Annotated in this window: 18 protein-coding genes and 1 tRNA gene; 12 read left to right on the top strand and 7 right to left on the bottom strand. The window is 61.0% G+C overall.

The window, feature by feature from the left end; genetic code table 11:
* Together QOV41_RS10270 and QOV41_RS10265 are read right to left on the bottom strand one after the other, a co-directional pair.
* Positions 1-789 carry an ABC transporter permease gene (locus QOV41_RS10270; protein WP_284576378.1) on the bottom strand — a complete coding sequence of 263 codons (789 nt, stop codon included), beginning with the start codon at positions 787-789 and terminating at the stop codon, positions 1-3.
* A 3-nt stretch (positions 790-792) separates the two neighbouring features.
* The gene (locus tag QOV41_RS10265; protein WP_284576377.1) at positions 793-1,788 is read right to left on the bottom strand and encodes an ABC transporter ATP-binding protein; all 996 of its coding nucleotides are present in this window, start codon (positions 1,786-1,788) and stop codon (positions 793-795) included.
* A gap of 91 nt (positions 1,789-1,879) precedes the next feature.
* Here QOV41_RS10265 and QOV41_RS10260 point away from each other — a divergent pair, with 91 nt between their 5' ends.
* The 12 genes from QOV41_RS10260 (at position 1,880) to QOV41_RS10205 (ending at position 12,075) form a co-directional block, all read left to right on the top strand.
* A complete protein-coding gene (locus QOV41_RS10260) occupies positions 1,880-2,125 on the top strand; it encodes a hypothetical protein (RefSeq protein ID WP_284576376.1) in 246 nt (81 codons plus the stop codon).
* Complete coding sequence (locus tag QOV41_RS10255; protein ID WP_284576375.1) at positions 2,125-2,802, top strand: aminoglycoside phosphotransferase family protein; 678 nt, start codon at positions 2,125-2,127, stop codon at positions 2,800-2,802. Before QOV41_RS10260 ends, QOV41_RS10255 begins: the two co-directional genes overlap by 1 nt.
* 265 nt (positions 2,803-3,067) lie before the next feature.
* The gene (locus QOV41_RS10250; RefSeq protein WP_284576374.1) at positions 3,068-3,286 is read left to right on the top strand and encodes a hypothetical protein; all 219 of its coding nucleotides are present in this window, start codon (positions 3,068-3,070) and stop codon (positions 3,284-3,286) included.
* A 114-nt stretch (positions 3,287-3,400) separates the two neighbouring features.
* Positions 3,401-4,606, top strand: a complete 1,206-nt coding sequence (locus tag QOV41_RS10245) for a benzoate/H(+) symporter BenE family transporter (protein ID WP_284576373.1) — start codon at positions 3,401-3,403, stop codon at positions 4,604-4,606.
* Entirely contained in the window at positions 4,603-5,217 is a 615-nt protein-coding gene (gene mobA / locus QOV41_RS10240) for a molybdenum cofactor guanylyltransferase (protein WP_284576372.1), read from the top strand. The genes QOV41_RS10245 and mobA overlap by 4 nt, the downstream gene beginning before the upstream one ends.
* Positions 5,218-5,316: 99 nt before the next feature.
* Positions 5,317-5,392 (top strand) — tRNA-Asn (locus QOV41_RS10235).
* Between the two features lie 103 nt (positions 5,393-5,495).
* Positions 5,496-6,716, top strand: a complete 1,221-nt coding sequence (locus QOV41_RS10230) for an MFS transporter (protein ID WP_284576371.1) — start codon at positions 5,496-5,498, stop codon at positions 6,714-6,716.
* Complete coding sequence (locus tag QOV41_RS10225) at positions 6,713-7,165, top strand: SRPBCC family protein (protein ID WP_284576370.1); 453 nt, start codon at positions 6,713-6,715, stop codon at positions 7,163-7,165. Before QOV41_RS10230 ends, QOV41_RS10225 begins: the two co-directional genes overlap by 4 nt.
* 45 nt (positions 7,166-7,210) lie before the next feature.
* Positions 7,211-8,632 (top strand): cryptochrome/photolyase family protein, encoded by a 1,422-nt coding sequence (locus tag QOV41_RS10220; protein ID WP_284576369.1) that lies wholly within the window; start codon positions 7,211-7,213, stop codon positions 8,630-8,632.
* 146 nt (positions 8,633-8,778) lie between these two features.
* Positions 8,779-9,828, top strand: a complete 1,050-nt coding sequence (locus QOV41_RS10215) for a cysteine synthase A (protein ID WP_284576368.1) — start codon at positions 8,779-8,781, stop codon at positions 9,826-9,828.
* Between the two features lie 68 nt (positions 9,829-9,896).
* Positions 9,897-11,348: a cardiolipin synthase gene (gene cls / locus QOV41_RS10210; protein ID WP_284576367.1), complete on the top strand. Its 1,452-nt coding sequence runs from the start codon at positions 9,897-9,899 to the stop codon at positions 11,346-11,348.
* A gap of 7 nt (positions 11,349-11,355) precedes the next feature.
* A complete protein-coding gene (locus QOV41_RS10205; protein WP_284576366.1) occupies positions 11,356-12,075 on the top strand; it encodes an alanyl-tRNA editing protein in 720 nt (239 codons plus the stop codon).
* Here the strand turns inward: QOV41_RS10205 and QOV41_RS10200 are convergent.
* From QOV41_RS10200 to QOV41_RS10180, 5 genes are all read right to left on the bottom strand, one after another.
* On the bottom strand, positions 12,072-13,088 hold the full coding sequence (locus QOV41_RS10200) for an amino acid ABC transporter substrate-binding protein (RefSeq protein ID WP_284576365.1): 1,017 nt from the start codon (positions 13,086-13,088) through the stop codon (positions 12,072-12,074). The genes QOV41_RS10205 and QOV41_RS10200 overlap by 4 nt on opposite strands.
* A 139-nt stretch (positions 13,089-13,227) precedes the next feature.
* Positions 13,228-14,028, bottom strand: coding sequence for an amino acid ABC transporter ATP-binding protein (locus QOV41_RS10195; protein ID WP_284576364.1), 801 nt, complete (start codon positions 14,026-14,028; stop codon positions 13,228-13,230).
* Between the two features lie 4 nt (positions 14,029-14,032).
* Complete coding sequence (locus QOV41_RS10190; RefSeq protein ID WP_284576363.1) at positions 14,033-15,169, bottom strand: amino acid ABC transporter permease; 1,137 nt, start codon at positions 15,167-15,169, stop codon at positions 14,033-14,035.
* Positions 15,170-15,179: 10 nt separating this feature from the next.
* Complete coding sequence (locus tag QOV41_RS10185; RefSeq protein ID WP_284576362.1) at positions 15,180-16,712, bottom strand: amino acid ABC transporter permease; 1,533 nt, start codon at positions 16,710-16,712, stop codon at positions 15,180-15,182.
* A 178-nt stretch (positions 16,713-16,890) separates the two neighbouring features.
* A complete protein-coding gene (locus tag QOV41_RS10180; protein WP_284576361.1) occupies positions 16,891-17,907 on the bottom strand; it encodes an amino acid ABC transporter substrate-binding protein in 1,017 nt (338 codons plus the stop codon).
* Positions 17,908-18,075 lie beyond the last annotated feature (168 nt).

The raw sequence follows: 18,075 nt of genomic DNA, 5'->3' as shown, positions 1-18,075 counted from the left end.
CTAGCCTCCCTGCACCACAAGGCGGTGGGTCAGCCGCGACCACAACCAGGCGATAAAGGCCGAGAGCGCCACCACCCACGCCACGCCACCCAGCAGCATGAGCGCCGTGTCGCCCACGCTCTCCACCCCCAAATAGGCGGCCATGGGGTAATAGGTGATGTAGGCGAAAGGCAAGGCGCCAACGAATTGGGCAAGTACCGGCGGAAAAAACCAGAGCGGCACGAGCCCCCCGGAAAAGACCGCGAGCATGCCGCGCATGAACCATTCCAATGTCAGCACATCCAGCACCCAAAAGCTGAGAAGCGCAAAGATGATGCCGGTGGCGAAGATGATCAGCACCGAGATGGCAACAAGCCCCAGGAATATCAGCGCATGGGCAGGGCTTGCCGGTGGCACGATGCCATAGACCAGCATAGAAACGAGCGTCACCGGCAAGGCCACGAGCAGCAGATTGAACAGTCGTATGCCCACCTGTTCCGCCAGCAGTGCGATGGGATAATGGAACGGCCGCAGCAAGTGGGCGGCGATGTCTCCACTGCGGATCAGTGTGCCCACTTCGCGCACCACCTGCGTTGCATCCCAGCTGCTGAGCACGGTCCCACCGATAATGGCATAGGTGATCATCTCGGTCAGCGTCACGCCCGCGACTTCGCCCGGACCACCATAAACCGCGCTCCAGATGGACACGCGGGCAACTACGCCGATAAAACCGCTGAATAACAGCGCCCAAAGCTGCGAGCGATAGGCGAGTTGCGTCCGGAAGGTAATGCGTGCCAATGCGCTGAACATCGGCTAGCCCAAGCTGACCCGGCGAGCGCGGAAATAAGTGCGGATCACCTCCTCAATGTCTGGCTCTTCCAGCCGCACGTCCCGCAGTTGGCCGCGGCTGCCAATCTCCCCGATGATGTCTACCAGCGAGCGATCCGGATCATCGACCAGATACTCCCGCGTTTTGCCGCGAGCCTCCACAAGTTCTACCCCCAGCAGCCCCAGCTCCCCAGGATCTTGCTCGAAGTGCAGGGTCAGCCGGCGCCGCGCACCGAAGCTCGAATGCAGCTTATCGGTCCGGCCGTCGAATAGCAGCTTGCCCTCGTCCACCATGATCAGCCGCGGGCAGATCTGCTCGATGTCCTGCAGGTCGTGGGTGGTGAGGATGATGGTGACGCCATCTTGCCGGTTCACCTCGGAGAGGAACCGCCGCACCACATCCTTGGCCATGACGTCGAGGCCAATCGTCGGCTCATCGAGAAACAGGAGCTTGGGCTCATGCAGCAGCGCCATGGCCATTTCGGCACGCATGCGTTGGCCCAGGCTCAATTGCCGGACTGGACGATCCAGATAATCGCCGATCTCCAGCATCTCGACCAACATGGTCTGCCGCGCCTGGAACCGCCCCTGCTCCACGCGATAGATGCGCCCGTGCAAATCAAAGCTGTCGCGTACCGGCAGGTCCCACCAGAGCTGGCTGCGCTGGCCGAAAACGACGCCGATATCTCGGGCATTGGCGATACGATTGGCACTCGGATTGCGGCCCAGCACCTCGACGCGACCGCTCGATGGCACCAGAATGCCGGTGAGCATCTTGATCATGGTGGATTTGCCAGCGCCATTCGGCCCCAGATAGCCCACCGCCTCGCCTGCCCCTATGCCAAAGGAGATGTCCTCCACCGCGTGCACCGGGCGCGTCTTGGGCCAAATGAAATCACGCATCCCCGCGCCAAAACCGGTCGACCGGAGCCGTTGCGTGAACGTCTTGCTGGCATTTTCGGCGATGATGACAGGCTGCACGAATCCCCCTCCGCGAGAAGCCGGCCATACTGATAGCTGGCTTATCACAGACGCGACAGCTATTTACGTGGTCACCTGGGATACCGAGGCAATGAAGCCCAAGCTCGATATTGCTCTTGTTCTTGCTGCCGTAGAAGCGGAATTAGGCACGATCTCCGGCTGGAGAACCGTGACGGACGGCGAAGACTCCCAAACGCTTTCTGTGCGGCTTGGCACCGACGACTTCATCCTGCGCATCAATGCTCGGGCCGCTGGCTTGAGAAAGATGCTTTCTGCCACGAGCGCTTTGCTTCAGCCCTTCTGCCCATCCCGGCGATTGTGCGCATTGGCGAGCTAATGGGTCATGCGTTCTGTATGTCTCGCCGCGCCATCGGCTGCACGCTTCAGGATCTGCGACCTGCCGAACTATCCAGCATCGTTGGTCCTGTTGCGCAAACGATGAAGGTGCTCGCCAGCGCTCCTCTAGGAGAGACCAGTGGCTTCGGCCCTTTCAACTCCGCTGGAGAAGCCGCATTTCCAAGCTGGCGCGCATTCATCCTCAGTATCGCTAACAAAAGCCATTACCGTTGGGAATCGCTACCGCACTCACTCCAGGCGCGCACGGCCTCTCATTTGTCTCTGCTGCGAGACTGCGGGTCTCTGTTCCCGGAAAAACGTCACCTGGTGCATGGCGACTTCGGCTCCAACAATGTGATCGTCAGTCAAGGCCAGGTTACCGCCGTAATCGACTGGAGCGAGGCAATGTTTGGTGACCCGCTCTATGACATCGCCAACATATTCTTCTGGCGCCCTTGGTTGCCCTGCATGGAGGCTCAGGCGCGGCATTTGGAGGAGCATCACCCTGAGCTTTTCAATAGGCCGTCTTTGCTTGCAGCGTACCAACTGCGCATCGGGCTTGCGGAGCTCCATGAGAGAGCTCTTGCAGGGGAACATCGCATGCTCACCTGGATTGATGCCCGTTGCGAGGCGGCTGCTCGGCAAATCCGGTTCGAGATTGAAGAACACCAGTCGTAAACCGAAAAATCACTGTCCATTGTTGCTGATGCGGAGAACAATTGCACAAAACTCCTTTGCGTGGCTCAATAGAGCCGACGAGGAGACGGAATGAAGCATCTATGCGCCCGGTCGACTGTCTTGAGGTTGTTGGCGGGTCGCACGCGCCAGCACACCAATGTAGACACGCTGAAATCACCGAGCAGTGAGGCATCGCCCCTTTGTCGCTACGCTCGGTTCCAGCCGCTGACCGCGCGGGCCCGATTACTTGAGGCATGATATGCAGGTGAATGTTTTCATTGCACGCGACGACGGCAAAACTCCGCACTCGTTGCTTGTGCTGCCATTTGGCCCAATGGCAGCCATCCCCAAGCACCTAACGGAGCTCGACTGGGAGCATTTCGTCATTACCCGTACCGATGACAAGCTGCTCGGCGCCAGTTCCAGCGAGATCGAGGCAGAGATTGCGTCCAACGGTTATGCGCTCGTAAACCCCACTGGCTGATCGGAATACCGACTGCGTCAGCTGGTGCTCTGTTGCGGTCGCGAGGTGGCACTCGTAAGAGAGCACCATGAGCGGTTCAGTACCTGAGCTGCTACCAAGCCAGCAGGAAAACGCGTGAGCCAGTCCGAGGCCACCGGCACAGCCAGCCGCACCAACTACATTCAACCCGTTATCGCCGGCGCCCTTGCCGCAATTGTTGGCTACGCCAGCACCTTCACCCTGGTGCTTGCGGCCCTTACGGCTGCCGGCGCCTCGCCGCAGCAGGCGGGCTCGGGCCTGATGTCGGTCTGCATCGCCATCGGCATTCTCAACATCATCGTCAGCGCGCGGATCAGACTGCCGGTGAGCTTTGCCTGGTCGACACCGGGCGTCGCCTTCCTGCTGACCGTAGGCGAACCCGTTGGAGGCTTTCCCGCAGTTGCAGGCGCGTTCCTCTTTGCTGCGGGCTTGATCGTGCTGACCGGACTCATCAAGCCGCTCGCTCGGTTGATCGCCGCCATCCCTGCGGCCATCGCCAATGCCATGCTCGCCGGGATGCTGCTCAGCCTCTGTCTGGCGCCGGTCACCGCCGTCGCCGAGATGCCGGCACTGGCCATTCCGGTCCTGCTGGCCTGGGTGATCGGGCTGCGTTTTGCCCGGCGCTACGCAGTTCCCATTGCGGTCGTGGTTACAGGGATCCTTCTAGCCACCACCACCCATCTGCCCGCCGGCGCCCTCGACGGCACCTGGCCTACCCTCGTACCGGTGATGCCGGCGTTCACGCTGGATGCGATCGTCCGCATCGGCCTGCCGCTCTATGTGGTCACCATGGCCTCCCAGAACCTGCCCGGCATCGCGGTGCTGAAAGCCAATGGCTTCACGCCCAGCCCTGCGCCCCTTTTTATTCTCACTGGCCTCGGCAGTGCCGCGACGGCATTCTTCGGCGGACACAGCAGCAATTTGGCAGCAATCACCGCCGCGATCTGCGCGGGGCCTGAGGCGCATCCTGATCCGGACAAGCGCTGGCCTGCCCCCATTGCCGCTGGAGCGGTTTACCTGCTTTTGGCACCCGGCGCTGCGCTGGCAGCCGCCTTCATCGCCGCCTCCCCGCCGCTTCTGATCCAGGCCGTTGCCGGGCTCGCCCTGCTCTCCAGCCTTGCAGCAGCACTCGCGGGTGCCCTGGCGGTGGAGGAAACACGCTTGCCGGCGATCCTGACCTTTGTGGCAACCGCCTCGGGCATAACCATCATCGGTGTCGGCGCGCCGTTCTGGGGCCTAGTCGGCGGCATCGCCATGCTCGCCATGATGCGTCTGGGCGTCCGGCCACTTCCCCAGCCATGACACTGCCCCATGCGGTGATTCTCGCTGGCGGGCGGGGCGAGCGGCTCGGCGGCGTTCGCAAGGCCGATCTCCGCATCGGCGGCATCCGTCTCCTCGACCGCGTTGCCGCAGCGCTCGGACCGGTCGCGCAACCGCTGCTGGTCTCCACCGGTCCCGACGGCTACCGCTTTAAGCTCCCAGATGGCGCACTCGCCGTGCCCGACCTGCCCCTGCCGCATGCGGGTCCCCTCGCTGGCCTCGCTGCAGCCGTCGCGAGCCTTCGCACCAGTGGAGTAGTCGAGGGCATTCTAGTTTCCGTCGCCGTCGACACACCATTTCTCCCCTCGCGATTCGCCGAGACCATGGCGCAGAGTAGCGAGGGCGCCTCCGCCTGCTACGCCGCTCATGGCGAGAACTTCTACCCCACCAACGCGGCGTGGTCCCTCGCGACCATTGCTGATCTGCCCGAACGCCTCGCCGCCAGCACGGCTCCTCCCGGCCCGAGAGCGCTTCTGGCGGAATTGGGTGCGAAATGCTGTGATTGGGTGCAACAGTCCGCTGTCGATCCGTTCACCAATCTCAACACCTTGGTCGATCTCACCGCCCTGCAAGGCCGCGCCAACAGCCGCTAACGTCACGAGTTTTTCACATGGCGGCAATTGGGGCTTGGCAAACCCAAACAAGTTCGGTACACGGACCTCGCTCTCGGAAACGAGGGCCTCCGAATGTGTTCCGCGATAGCTCAGTTGGTAGAGCGTTCGACTGTTAATCGAATGGTCGCTGGTTCGAGTCCAGCTCGCGGAGCCATTCGTAACCTGCTCAAGAAGCAGGCTTTTTCCTGCATTATCCAGCCTCAACTGTGCCTCGCACAGGACACTGGTCCATGCGTCCGAGCCAGTGACCGAGAGCCATGACTGCCGTCGCCAGCCCCCCAGTTCGCCCGGTGCACGGCACCTCCCTCGCTGTCCTATTCGGCATCAGCGGCTCCCACCTTCTCAATGACCTGATGCAGTTCCTGCTGCCAGCGCTTTACCCGCTGCTCAAAGAGACCTACGGCCTCAGCTATTTGCAGATCGGGCTCCTGACGCTGGCGCAGCAAATCACCGCCTGCCTGCTGCAGCCGGCCTTCGGTCTCTATGGCGACGTCAAACCCAAGCCTTTCTGGCTGCCGCTTTCCCTTGCAATTGTGGGCATCGGCGTGGTGATGCTGGCGACCGCCCACGGCTTCGGCATGCTGTTCCTGGCGTCAATGGTTATGGGAACCGGCTCGGCGCTCTTTCATCCGGAAGCCTCGCGCATGGCCCGCTTGGCCTCGGGCGGACGGCTGGGTTTCGCTCAGTCTCTTTTCCAGGTCGGCGGCAATCTCGGCACGGCGCTTGGTCCGCTGGCGGCAGCCATGCTCCTCCTGCCGCTGGGGCAGATCAGCACGGCCTGGTTCGGCCTGGCAGCGCTCCTGGGGCTCCTGATTCTCAGCCAGGTGGCACGCTGGTATGCCGAGCGGCAGCGCCAGTTGGCGACCCAGCCGCGCCCCGTCATCGCAAAGCCACAACTCACCCGCAACCGCCTCATCATTGCCTTTGCAGTCATCGCGGCGCTGCTACTGAGCAAGTACGTCTATATCGAGACCTTCAAGAGCTATTACAGCTTCTACATAATCAACAAGTTCGGGCTCTCGGCCCAGGACGCGCAGTTCTTCCTGTTTTTATTCCTCGGATCGATCGCTGCCGGCACCTTTATTGGCGGCCCGATAGGCGACCGCTTCGGGCGCCTGGCAGTCATCTGGGGCTCGATCGTTGGCGCCCTGCCCTTCACCCTGCTCCTGCCGCATATGGATCTTTTGGGCACTGCGGTGGTCAGCGTGCTGATCGGCTTGGTTCTCTCCTCCGCCTTTTCGGCCATCGTGGTCTATGCGCAGGAATTGGTGCCCGGCAAAGTCGGCATGGTTGCCGGCTTCGTCTTCGGCTTTGCCTTTGGCATCGGGGCTCTTGGGGCCGCGGTGTTGGGCGCGCTCGCCGACCGCATCGGCATCGTAGCCGTTTTCCAGCTTTGCGCGTTCTTGCCTGTGCTGGGCTTTCTCACCATCTTCCTGCCCGGCAGCAAGGAACTTCATCCACAAAGGGCACCGGCATGAGCAACGGCATGGATTTCGACAGCGAAAGTCAGATCACCCTCACGCGAACCATCGACGCCAATGTCAGCGACGTCTTCTCCGCCTGGACCGATCCTGCGCTGATCGAGCAGTGGCAGGCCGATGAAGCCGAACTGGACCCGTTCGAGGGCGGTGAATACAAGTTCACGACCTTCGGCGACGATGAGGACCCCGAAGAACACGTGGTGAGCGGCGAGATCCTCAAATTTGTCGAGGACGAGAAGCTTGTCATGTCCTGGGTCCACAAGGACGAAGAAGAGGACGACGATCTGATCTTTGTTCTCGAAGTCGAATTCAAGCCCGTCGGCGAAGACCAGACCCGCGTCACCCTCACCGAGCGCGGCCTTGCCCATACCGACCCAGAGTCGCGCATCTTCTCCATGGAAGCTTGGAGCGCCGCCCTCGAGCACCTCGCCGAAGTCATGGAATAGCTGAACCGCTCCTCCGCTGTGCGCGTACCGACCCCGGAGGGCTCCATGGCAGCAACCAACATAGTCTGGCTCCGCAACGATCTTCGCGTCGCTGATAATCCCGCCCTGAGCGCAGCGGCAGCTGAGCCCGGGCGAACCGTAGCACTCTACGTGCACGAGCAGACCGAGGGCGTGCGCCCGACTGGCGCTGCAGGTCGCTGGTGGCTTCACCAAAGCCTCCGGTCGCTTGCCGCTGATCTGGCAGAGAACGGGGTCGAGCTCCTGGTGGAGAGCGGTGACAGCCGTATTCTGTTGCCGGCGTTTGCCCAAGAGCTATCCGCCGCCACGGTTTTCTGGAATCGTCGCTACGCTCCTGGGGAGCGTGAGACAGATCACCTGATCAAGGAAGAGCTCCAAGCACTAGGCGTACGCGCGTCCTCCCTCCCCGGCAATGTACTGGTGGAGCCTTGGGAGATCGCGACCGGACAGGGCAAGCCCTATTCCGTCTTCACACCCTTCTGGAAAACCCTCCGCCAGCAGCCAATTTCTGCTCCCCAACCGCCCGCCTTGCAGAACTTGCCGGCGATTGCCACCCCTGCGGTCGACGGCGATTATCGCCCACCACAGTGGAGCACGAAACTAACCTCTCATTGGCGCGTCGGAGAAGTCGCAGCCCTCCGCCGGCTCGAGGAGTTTTTCGATCAGCTCCTGGCCTCCTACAGTGAGGGCCGGGACTTTCCGCACCGGCGCGCGACATCGGGCCTGTCGCCCCACCTACGTTTCGGCGAGATCAGCCCGCGGCAAATCTGGCATGCAGCCCTTGCTCTGGCGCAAGCGGAACCGGACCGGCAAGGGGCCATCGAGAAGTTCCTCTCCGAGCTTGCCTGGCGAGACTTCAGCTACCACCAGCTCTTCCACCGCCTCGATATCGGCAAGCTGCCCATGCAGCCGAAATATGAGGGCATGCAGTGGCGCTCAGCTCCCGGCGAGCTTACCGCTTGGCAGCGTGGGCAAACCGGCATTCCAATCGTGGACGCCGGAATGCGCGAAATGTGGGCCACCGGGTTCATGCAGAACCGCGTGCGCATGCTCGCTGCATCCTTCCTTACCAAGAACCTGCTGATCGATTGGCGCCTGGGCGAAGAATGGTTCTGGGACTGTCTAGTGGATGCCGATCCCGCCAATAATCCGGCAAGTTGGCAGTGGGTGGCCGGTAGCGGCATGGATGCGGCGCCATACTTCCGCATATTCAATCCCGTCACCCAAGGGGAAAAGTTCGATGCCGACGGCGCTTACACCCGCCACTGGGTGCCCGAGCTCTCAAGACTTCCTGACAGGTGGCTGCATCGGCCGGGTGAAGCGCCTGCTGACGTTCTTAGGAGTGCCGGAATTGTACACGGAAGAGACTATCCGCCACCCCTTGTGGACCTGCGAACGAGCCGCTCACGTGCGCTTGAGGCTGCGGCGGCGCTCGTAAAATCGGAATAGACTTGCGCAGCCTCACCCAGCCCCGCGCTTACATTGCCCGCGAAGCACTCGCGAAGAAAAGACCTGCTGTCATGAGGCTTTAGGCTTGCCGCCTCCGCACCCCATCCATACCATTGAGCACCTCCAGGAAGTCCCAGAACAGCGATATGGCCAAGCACAAAGATCTCCTCTCCGCCATCGGCAACACGCCTCTCATCCGTCTCAACCGGGTCTCTGAACTCACCGGCTGCGAGATTTGGGGCAAGGCGGAATTCCTGAATCCCGGCCAGTCGGTGAAGGACCGGGCGGCGCTCTACATCATTCATGATGCGGTGCAAAGCGGTGCTCTCAAGCCTGGCGGCACCATCGTGGAAGGCACCGCTGGCAATACCGGGATCGGCGTAACCTTGGTCGCCAACGCACTCGGGTTCAAGTCGGTCATTGTGATCCCTGAGACGCAGAGCCAGGAAAAGAAGGATGCCCTTCGGCTTTATGGCGCCGAGTTGATTGAAGTGCCGGCGAAGCCCTATCGAGACCCGAACAACTACATCAAGATTTCTGGCCGGCTTGCCGACAAGCTCAACCGTGAGTTGCCCGGCGGTGCAGTCTGGGCCAACCAGTTCGACAATGTTTCCAACCGCCGCGCGCATGTCGAAACCACCGGTCCAGAGATATGGCAGCAGACTGGAGGTCGCATCGACGGCTTCATCTGCGCAGTCGGTTCCGGCGGCACATTGGCGGGGGTAGCAGAGGCACTGCGCGCCCGCAGCTCTGACGTAAAGATCGGGCTCGCCGATCCCGAAGGGGCATCTCTCTTCAGCTATTTTAAGACGGGCGAACTCAAGTCGGTAGGCAATTCCATCACCGAGGGCATTGGGCAAGGGCGCATTACCGTTAACCTCGAAGGCTTGCAGATCGACAATGCCTATCAGATTCCAGATGCCGAGGCGCTGCCCTACATCTTCGATCTGCTGCAGCATGAGGGGTTATGCTTGGGGGGCTCCAGCGCCATCAACATCGCTGGCGCCGTTCGCATGGCTCAGGATCTGGGTCCAGGCAAGACCATTGTCACGATCCTGTGCGACTACGGCAATCGCTACGCCTCCAAGCTGTTCAACCCGGCTTTCCTCCAAAGCAAGGGCTTGCCGGTCCCACCCTGGATGAGTGATCGGGAAGCAATCGACATTTCCGACGTACTGGTCCGAGATCCCGACTAACGCGAGAGAGTTGTCCATCTCGCCGACGCTGATAGAGTGCGGCTCCTTCAGCGTCATGGGCTTGTTCTTTGTTCGGCATAGACGACATCCTCCGCGCCTTTGGTGCCGAGCTACATTTTCTCGCCGGGGCAATGGCCTTGGTTTACCTGCTGGCCATGGTGTGTGCCGTCCGCGAGGTAATGAACTCGCGCACCTCCCAAGGCTCAATTGCCTGGCTGCTGTCGCTTGCCCTGCTGCCTTTCCCGACAGCCTTTCTCTATCTCGTCTTCGGCTGGAAGGCGTTCGACGACTACGCCACCGACCGCATCCGGAACGGCCGGGCCGCACGTCCGCTGCGCGCCAAGGACCTCAAGCTTATTGATCGGGAGACCAGCCATTCCTGGCCGGTCCAGACTAAGGTCTCGGAAGTTCCATTTCTGAGTGGCAACGAAGTCGAGGTCCTGGTCGACGGAAAAGCCACCTTCGACTCGATCTTTGAAGGGATAGCTCAGGCCAAGACCTACCTGCTGGTACAGTTCTACATTATCCGCGACGACGCCTTGGGTCGTGAGCTTGCTGATCGTTTGATCGAGCGGGCGAATGCCGGCGTCAGTGTCTATCTGCTCTATGACGATGTTGGCAGCACGGCTCTGCCCAAGGCATATCGTACGCAATTGCGGGCAGCGGGCATCAAAGTCGCCGGGTTCAACCAGCGCCACAAGTTTCTGCGCATCTTCGGCCCGACACGTATCAACTACCGCAATCACCGCAAGATCGTCGTCGTCGACGGCGAACATGCCTGGGCCGGCGGCCACAATGTCGGCGTGGAATATCTCGGCGAGGACCCGCGCCTCGGCCACTGGCGTGACACCCATGTTCGGGTGTCGGGCCCGGCTGCGCTCGGCTGCGCCCTGCTCTTCCGCGAGGACTGGGAATGGGCCACCGGGGAAGTCCTGCCCTCCACCCCGCCCGAAACCGTCAATACACCAGGAGACAAATCTGTCTTGGTCATGGGGACCGGTCCGGCTGATAAGCTCGAAGAATGCGCTATTGCCTACACTGACCTGATCGGCCGGGCACGCGAGCGCATCTGGATCGTGAGCCCTTACTTCGTGCCCGACACCGACATCCGCACTGCACTTTTCGCCGCCAAGCTGCGCGGTGTGGACGTGCGGTTGATGCTGCCCAACGTGCCAGACCACAAGGTAGTTTGGTTTGCCAGCATCGCGCATGCGGACTCGATGGTTCAGCACGGCATCCCTGTCTACCGCTACCAGGATGGCTTTTTGCACCAGAAGGTGGTGCTGATGGACGACCACATCGCCTCGATCGGCAGCGTCAACTTCGACAACCGCTCGTTCGCCATCAATTTCGAAATCACGCTGTGGTTCACCGATCAGGAGACACTGAAATCGGTGGAAGAGATGCTCGAAAAGGATTTCGCTGGCTGCCGTGTGGTGACGCAGGAGGAAGTTGAAAATCGCTCGGTTCCCATGCGCTTTATCGCTCAGGCTGCGCGCCTGCTCTCTCCCCTACTCTGAGGCCATGATGACCCAGTTCTTGTTTCGCGACGATAGTTACCTGCAATCAACAGATGCCACGATCCTGGAGGTCACTCCCGACGGCGCCCTCGTGCTGGATCGCACCGTGTTCTACGCAGCCTCCGGTGGGCAGCCCGGAGACAGCGGCACCATCACACTGGCGGATGGGACCATGCTTACTGTGACAACGGCCATCCACCCGGAAGGCGACAAGGCGCGCATCGCCCATGTAGTGGACGGCAACTCTACCGCCACGCCACCTGGGGAGAAGGTCATCGCGAGCATCGACTGGGACCGCCGCCACCGCTTGATGCGCATGCACACAGCACTTCACCTCCTCTCCGTCGTCCTGCCGTTTCCCGTCACCGGCGGCTCTATCGGCGAGGACAAGGGGCGGCTGGATTTTGATATGCCGGACGTTCCGGAAGACACCGAAGCACTTGAGCGCCGGTTGAATGACCTTGTCGCGGCAGATCACGCAGTCAGTCAGGAGTGGATCACCGATCAAGAAATGACGGCCAATCCGAACTTGGTGAAGACCATGAACGTGAAGCCTCCGATGGGACATGGCCGCGTGCGCCTCATCCGCATCGGCGATGTGGACCTGCAGCCATGCGGAGGCACGCATGTGCAGTCGACGGCTGAAATCGGGCGCTTAAAGCTCGGCAAAATCGAGAAAAAGGGTAAGCAGAACCGGCGTGTCAGCCTGCTCTTTGCTGAGGGCTAACGGATTGGCGGGGCATAGAGCAGCCCACCATTGGACCACAGGGCATTCTGCCCCCGCAGCAGCGCCGCGCCGGTCTGCGGCCCAAAATGGCGGTCGTAGAGTTCGGAGTAATTGCCCACTGCACGGATGGCATCAGCCATGAAGTCGGGCGGCAGCCCGAGTGCCGATCCGTAGTCCTCGTTCAGCCCTAGAATGCGCTGCACTGCGGGCGTGCGCGTTGCTGCCAGGGACTCGATGTTAAGCGAAGTGATCCCCACCTCCTCCGCGTCGATCAGCGCGAACAGCGTCCATTCGACGATGTTGAACCACTGATCGTCGCCCTGCCGCACCACTGGCCCCAGTGGCTCCTTTGAAATCCGCTCGGGCAAAATGCGATGGACATTGGGATCGGGCAATTGTCGCCGGATCGCCTGCAGCTGGCGCCCCGCGGCCGATATTACCTGGCAACGCCCCGCCTGATAGGCCACCGCCAAATCGGCAACGTCTTCATATACGACACTGGTGAAAGCCGCCTGGTTCTCGAAGAAGAACTCCCGCAGACGCTGCAGATCGCCGGTCGCATCCGTCACGCAGATGCTGACCTGATCGAGCTCATAGGCCGAGACCAGCCCCAACGATTGCGGGACGAGGAAGGCCTGCCCGTCAAAGAAACTGGCTGCCACGAAGGTGGCACCATAGGAGGTATCGCGCCGATGCGTCCAAGGCCCGTTGCGGGCCAGCACGTCGATCTCCCCGCTCTGCAGGGCCGCGAACCGACCCTCACCTCGCAGCGCCCGGAACTCGATCAGATTGGGGTCGCCGAACACCGCTGCAGCCACTGCCCGGCAGAGGTCAACGTCGAATCCCGACCACCGGCCATCGGCATCCTGCTGGGCAAATCCCGGCAATGGATCGGTGGCGCCACAAACAAGGAAACCCCGCTCGCGCACCGCCTGGAGCGTATCGCCATTTGCCGCCAGGGCGGGCAACACCAGGGCAAGCCCCAGCGCGGTCGCACCGGCCAAAACTCTCATCAAACGCCTAGTCAACCCGGCCTTCCTAACTCGCCGGCGCATATTGGCAGGCATGCATCGCCGGTCAAGCCGGGCCTGCTGAACAATTGGTGTTTTCGACAAGCCCGCGGCGCCAGCTGGAAGCGGCTGGCGCTCGGTTCTAGTGCAGTATCTGGCTGAGGAAGAGCTTGGTGCGCTCGTGCTGCGGGTTGGAGAAGAATGCGTCGGGATCGTTCTGCTCGATTATCTGCCCCTGGTCCATGAAAATCACCCGGTTGGCTACCTGACGCGCAAACCCCATCTCGTGGGTCACGCAGAGCATGGTCATGCCCTCCTCGGCCAGGCTGATCATCACCTCGAGCACTTCCTTGACCATCTCGGGGTCCAGCGCCGAAGTGGGCTCATCGAACAGCATGATCTTGGGGTTCATGCAGAGCGAGCGGGCAATCGCCACGCGCTGCTGCTGCCCGCCGGACAACTGCCCGGGGAATTTATGCGCCTGCTCGGGGATCTTCACCCGCTCGAGATAGTGCATGGCACTCGCCTCCGCCTCAGCTTTGGGCGTACCGCGCACCCAGATCGGCGCCAGGGTGAGGTTCTGCAAAATGGTCAGGTGCGGAAAGAGGTTGAAGTGCTGGAACACCATGCCGACTTCCCGTCGCACCTCGTCGATGCGCTTGAGGTCGGCTGTCAGTTCGACGCCGTTGACGACGATCTGCCCTTCCTGATGCTCCTCGAGCCGGTTCATGCAACGGATCAGCGTCGACTTGCCCGAGCCGGAGGGCCCCGCGATAACGATGCGCTCGCCGCGCATCACCCGCAGATTGATGTCCCGGAGCACATGGAAGTCGGCATACCATTTGTGCATACCAACGACGTCGATCGCGACGTCGGTCTCGGAGACCTTCATGTGCGAGTGATCGACCGCGTTGTCCGCAGTGGGAGTAAGTGTGTCGCTCATAGCGCTACCTCTTGTGGCCGGTGTCGAGTCGCCGTTCCATGAAAATGGAGTAACGCGACATGGCAAAACAGAAAATCCAGAAGACGAAGCCGGCAAATAGATAGCCGGTGATCGCCTGTGTCGGTGAGGACCAGTCGATGTCCGAGCTGGCCGCCTGTACGGTGTTGAGCAGGTCGAAAATGCCGACGATGGAGACCAGCGAGGTATCCTTGAACAGGGCGATGAAGCTGTTCACGATGCCGGGGATGACGTGCTTGAGCGCCTGCGGCAAAATGATGAACCACATCGACTTCCAATAGCTCAGCCCGAGGGACGAAGCCGCCTCATATTGGCCGCGCGGCAGTGCCTGCAATCCGCCACGCACCACCTCTGCGAGATAGGCCGAGGAGAACAGCGTGACACCGACCAGGGCTCTGAGCAGCTTATCGACCGTGGTGCCCTGCGGCATGAACAGTGGCAGCATGATCGAGGCCATAAACAGCACGGTAATCAGCGGTACCGCGCGCCAGAGCTCGATGAACATGATGCAGAGCGTCTTGATGATCGGTAGCTTGGACTGGCGTCCCAGCGCCAGAAGGATCCCAAGCGGAATAGAGCCGAAGATGCCCACCAGCGAAATGATGAGCGTCACCATCAAGCCACCCCATTGCTCTGTCGGCACCGGTCGAAGGCCGAATACACCGCCATTGAGCAGATAGAAGGCAATCACCGGAAAAACGAGAAAGAACAGGACGGCATTGGTCCGCTTGAAGGGCGCCTTTGGCGCCAGTAGCGGAAAAAGCAGCAGCGCGCCCAGAGCGAAAACGATGTTGGGCCGCCAATACTCCTCGGGTGGATAGAAACCATAGATGAAGAAGGACATGCGGGCCGAGATATAGGCCCAGCACGCGCCCGCATTCTCGATGCGGCAATCTTCCACCGTACCACCCGGCGCAACTGCATCGCCGCCCAGGAATGTGGGGGCGATGAAGTTGTAGATCGGCGGTATCGCCCAAACCAGCACCACGACAGACAGAATAGTCAATAAGGCGTCGGCCGGCGTGGCGAAGAGATTGCGCCGCAGCCAGGCGCCGGGGCCGCTGGTATTCACCGGCGCCGGCCGCTCTCCAATCATGTCCTGGCGAACAAAGGTATATGCCATCTCTGTTCTCCTAGCGCTCAACCAGGGCCACACGCCCGTTGTACCAGTTCATAAAGGCCGATGTGAGCAGCGACAGCGTCAGATAGACGCCCATGGTGATGGCGATCACCTCGATCGCCTTGCCAGTTTGGTTCAGCGTGGTCCCCATGAAGACATTGACGAGTTCGGGATAGCCAATCGCCGCACCCAGGGATGAGTTCTTGGTGAGATTCAGATACTGGCTGGTCAACGGAGGGATGATCACGCGCATGGCCTGTGGAATAACCACCAGGCGCAGCCGGTCCCCTTCCTTAAGACCAAGCGAGGCAGCCGCCTCAGTTTGCCCCTTGCTCACGGCCTGGATGCCGCTTCGTACGTTTTCCGCAATAAAGGCGGCCGTATAGATGGTCAGACCGAACACCAGCGCTACGAGTTCAGGCACCAACTGCACGCCACCAGTGAAGTTGAAGCGCTCGAGTACCGGCACCTCGAACGCGAGGGATGCACCGGTCACCCAATAAACCAGAGCTGGAATGCCGATGATCAGCAGAAGCGGCAAGGCAACCGGAAACTTGCCGTCGGTGGCGGGTCGGCCATTGCCGGCGAGCATGATCCACCCTACGGCGAGGCCGGTCAAAGCCGCAGCAATGGCAACGATCACGGGGGGAACTGCCGGGAACATTCCGGCGAGCAGGAACGCCATCGCGGACCAAGTCAGGACAAACCCGATGAAAGCGCGGCCATAATTGCCGTACTGCGTGAGGGACAGCCCCGTCAAAACCAACGCACCGATAAGTGGAAATGCTGGAATGGCTGAAAGCGCTGGCACCACCGTGAGCAGCAGACTGCAGGCGAGATAGCCGAACGCGAAAGTCACGATGAGATTGGCGACCAGCGAGCCCCAAACAACCGCCCTGGGATAGTGTCCCGTGCCTGCACGCGCTCCTATCGCCCAGCGAATGACCGCGACAGCTCCAATTAGGCTCAGCGCCAGTGCGATGCCCACCAAGGTCATCTCGCTGTCGAGCAAGGGCCGCGGAATGACGATGCCGCGCTGATTGATGAAGGTCTCAAAGGGCAGCTCAAAGGACTGGCGCACTGCCGGCATCGCTTTGAGAACCGCAAAGTACCAGAAAAAGAGCTGCAACAGCAGCGGCACGTTGCGGATCACTTCCACATAGATCGTGGCGAACCGAGCCACGAGCCAGTTGGATGAGAGGCGCGCCACGCCGAGCACAAAGCCCAATATAGTAGCGAAAAAGATGCCGATAACCGCAACCAGCAACGTGTTCAGCAACCCGACGAGAAACACCTCCCAATAATAGGAGGAGCGGTCGAACGGGATAAGCGAGAAGCTGATGCCGAAGCCGGAAGTCTGAAACAGGAAGTCAAAGCCCGTCGACTTGTTCTGGGCAGCAAGGTTCTGTGCGGTATTGACGATGATCCAGGCTAAAAACAGCACCACCGCTGCCGCGACGACCACCTGGTAGATGATGCCCCGAATAACAGGGTCATTGTAGAAGGCCGTTCGTGGCGCGGCCTGACGATTGTCTTGGACAGCCATGTGGCGGAGTCCCCTAGCAGAGGGCGGCACGCTGGCATGTGATCGGAATCAACTCAGCACGGCTCAGGTCTCACCCTTTCGGAGAGACTAGCCCGCACATGGCTTGAAGTGCCGAATCTGCCGCGAACGCACGCCACAAAGAACCGGCGCCCTCTGAGGGCGCCGGAACAGTTTCGCCTTAGCGGATCGGCATCGCGTACTGAATGCCACCGTCGGTCCAGAGGGCGTTCAGTCCGCGCTCCAGGCCGATTTCGGTATCCGGGCCAACGTGGCGGTCGAAGATCTCGCCATAGTTCCCGACGTTCTTGATAATACGGTAAGCCCAGTCGTTCGGCAGGCCGATTGGTGCACCGAATTCGCCTTCGACACCAAGCAGACGCTTGATTGCTGGGTTGTCCGAGCCGAGCATCTCATCGACATTGGCTTGGGTCACGCCGAGCTCTTCGGCTTCGAGCAGTGCGTAGTAGGTCCAACGATTGATGTAGAACCACTGGTCATCACCCTGGCGAACGGCTGGCCCCAGCGGCTCCTTGGAGATGATCTCGGGCAGAATGACGTAATCGTCTGGGTTGGCCAGCTTGGAGCGTTCAGCAGCCAGAGCGGACGAGTCAGTGGTGTAGACGTCACAGCGGCCGTCTTCGAAGGCCTTCACCACTTCGTCCTGATCGGTGAACACGACAGGGGTGAACTCCATGCCGTTGGTCTCGAAATAGTCGGCGGCGTTGAGCTCGGTTGTGGTGCCCGATTCGATACAGATGGCGGCGCCGGATAGATCAAGCGCGGATTCGATGCCGTCGGCCTCGCGAACCATAAAGCCCTGACCATCATAATACATGGTGCCAGCAAAGATGATGCCGAGGTCAGTGTCGCGGCTCATCGTCCAAGTGGTAGTGCGCGACAGGATATCGATTTCACCGGCGGAGAGAGCCGCGAAGCGCTCTTGGCTGGTGAGCGGGGTATAGCGGACCTTGTCGGCATCGTCGAAGATCGCCGAGGCCACAGCGCGGCAAAAGTCGACTTCGAGGCCGGTCCAGTTGTTGTTTGCGTCAGGAGCCGAGAAGCCGGGCACGCCACCGGTTACGCCGCACTGTACGTAGTCCTTTGCCTTTACGTCGTCGAGAGTTGCTGCATGTGCAGCCGTGGAGCCGAGACCCAGCGTGGTCGCGACAGCAAGCGTTACGAGCGTTTTCTGCATTGCTTAGCCTTTTTCGTTTCCTGACCTTTGTGTCCCGGAGATCTTTCGGCCGAAGCCAGCGCCCCCGGTGGCACCGCCGCCATTGAAAGACGGTGTGATGCTGCTAAGCATGCAAGCGCCTCTTGGCCCTTGCGTCAAGGGTAGAAGGGCCGTTGGGACAGCATTGCT

The organism is Devosia sp. RR2S18 (assembly GCF_030177755.1).
Taxonomy (GTDB): Bacteria; Pseudomonadota; Alphaproteobacteria; order Rhizobiales; family Devosiaceae; genus Devosia; species Devosia rhizosphaerae.
The sequence above is the reverse complement of the archived record's forward strand: the minus strand, read 5'-3'. Positions and strand labels throughout refer to the sequence as shown.

Excerpts from the sequence above, each read along its gene's own strand:
- QOV41_RS10180 (WP_284576361.1), bottom strand. The coding sequence starts at position 17,907 with ATGCAGAAAACGCTCGTAACGCTTGCTGTCGCGACCACGCTGGGTCTC.
- QOV41_RS10220 (WP_284576369.1), top strand. The coding sequence starts at position 7,211 with ATGGCAGCAACCAACATAGTCTGGCTCCGCAACGATCTTCGCGTCGCT.
- QOV41_RS10190 (WP_284576363.1), bottom strand. The coding sequence starts at position 15,169 with ATGGCATATACCTTTGTTCGCCAGGACATGATTGGAGAGCGGCCGGCG.
- QOV41_RS10200 (WP_284576365.1), bottom strand. The coding sequence starts at position 13,088 with ATGAGAGTTTTGGCCGGTGCGACCGCGCTGGGGCTTGCCCTGGTGTTG.
- QOV41_RS10195 (WP_284576364.1), bottom strand. The coding sequence starts at position 14,028 with ATGAGCGACACACTTACTCCCACTGCGGACAACGCGGTCGATCACTCG.
- mobA (WP_284576372.1), top strand. The coding sequence starts at position 4,603 with ATGACACTGCCCCATGCGGTGATTCTCGCTGGCGGGCGGGGCGAGCGG.
- QOV41_RS10215 (WP_284576368.1), top strand. The coding sequence starts at position 8,779 with ATGGCCAAGCACAAAGATCTCCTCTCCGCCATCGGCAACACGCCTCTC.
- QOV41_RS10230 (WP_284576371.1), top strand. The coding sequence starts at position 5,496 with ATGACTGCCGTCGCCAGCCCCCCAGTTCGCCCGGTGCACGGCACCTCC.
- QOV41_RS10225 (WP_284576370.1), top strand. The coding sequence starts at position 6,713 with ATGAGCAACGGCATGGATTTCGACAGCGAAAGTCAGATCACCCTCACG.
- QOV41_RS10185 (WP_284576362.1), bottom strand. The coding sequence starts at position 16,712 with ATGGCTGTCCAAGACAATCGTCAGGCCGCGCCACGAACGGCCTTCTAC.
- QOV41_RS10260 (WP_284576376.1), top strand. The coding sequence starts at position 1,880 with ATGAAGCCCAAGCTCGATATTGCTCTTGTTCTTGCTGCCGTAGAAGCG.
- QOV41_RS10205 (WP_284576366.1), top strand. The coding sequence starts at position 11,356 with ATGACCCAGTTCTTGTTTCGCGACGATAGTTACCTGCAATCAACAGAT.
- QOV41_RS10255 (WP_284576375.1), top strand. The coding sequence starts at position 2,125 with ATGGGTCATGCGTTCTGTATGTCTCGCCGCGCCATCGGCTGCACGCTT.
- QOV41_RS10270 (WP_284576378.1), bottom strand. The coding sequence starts at position 789 with ATGTTCAGCGCATTGGCACGCATTACCTTCCGGACGCAACTCGCCTAT.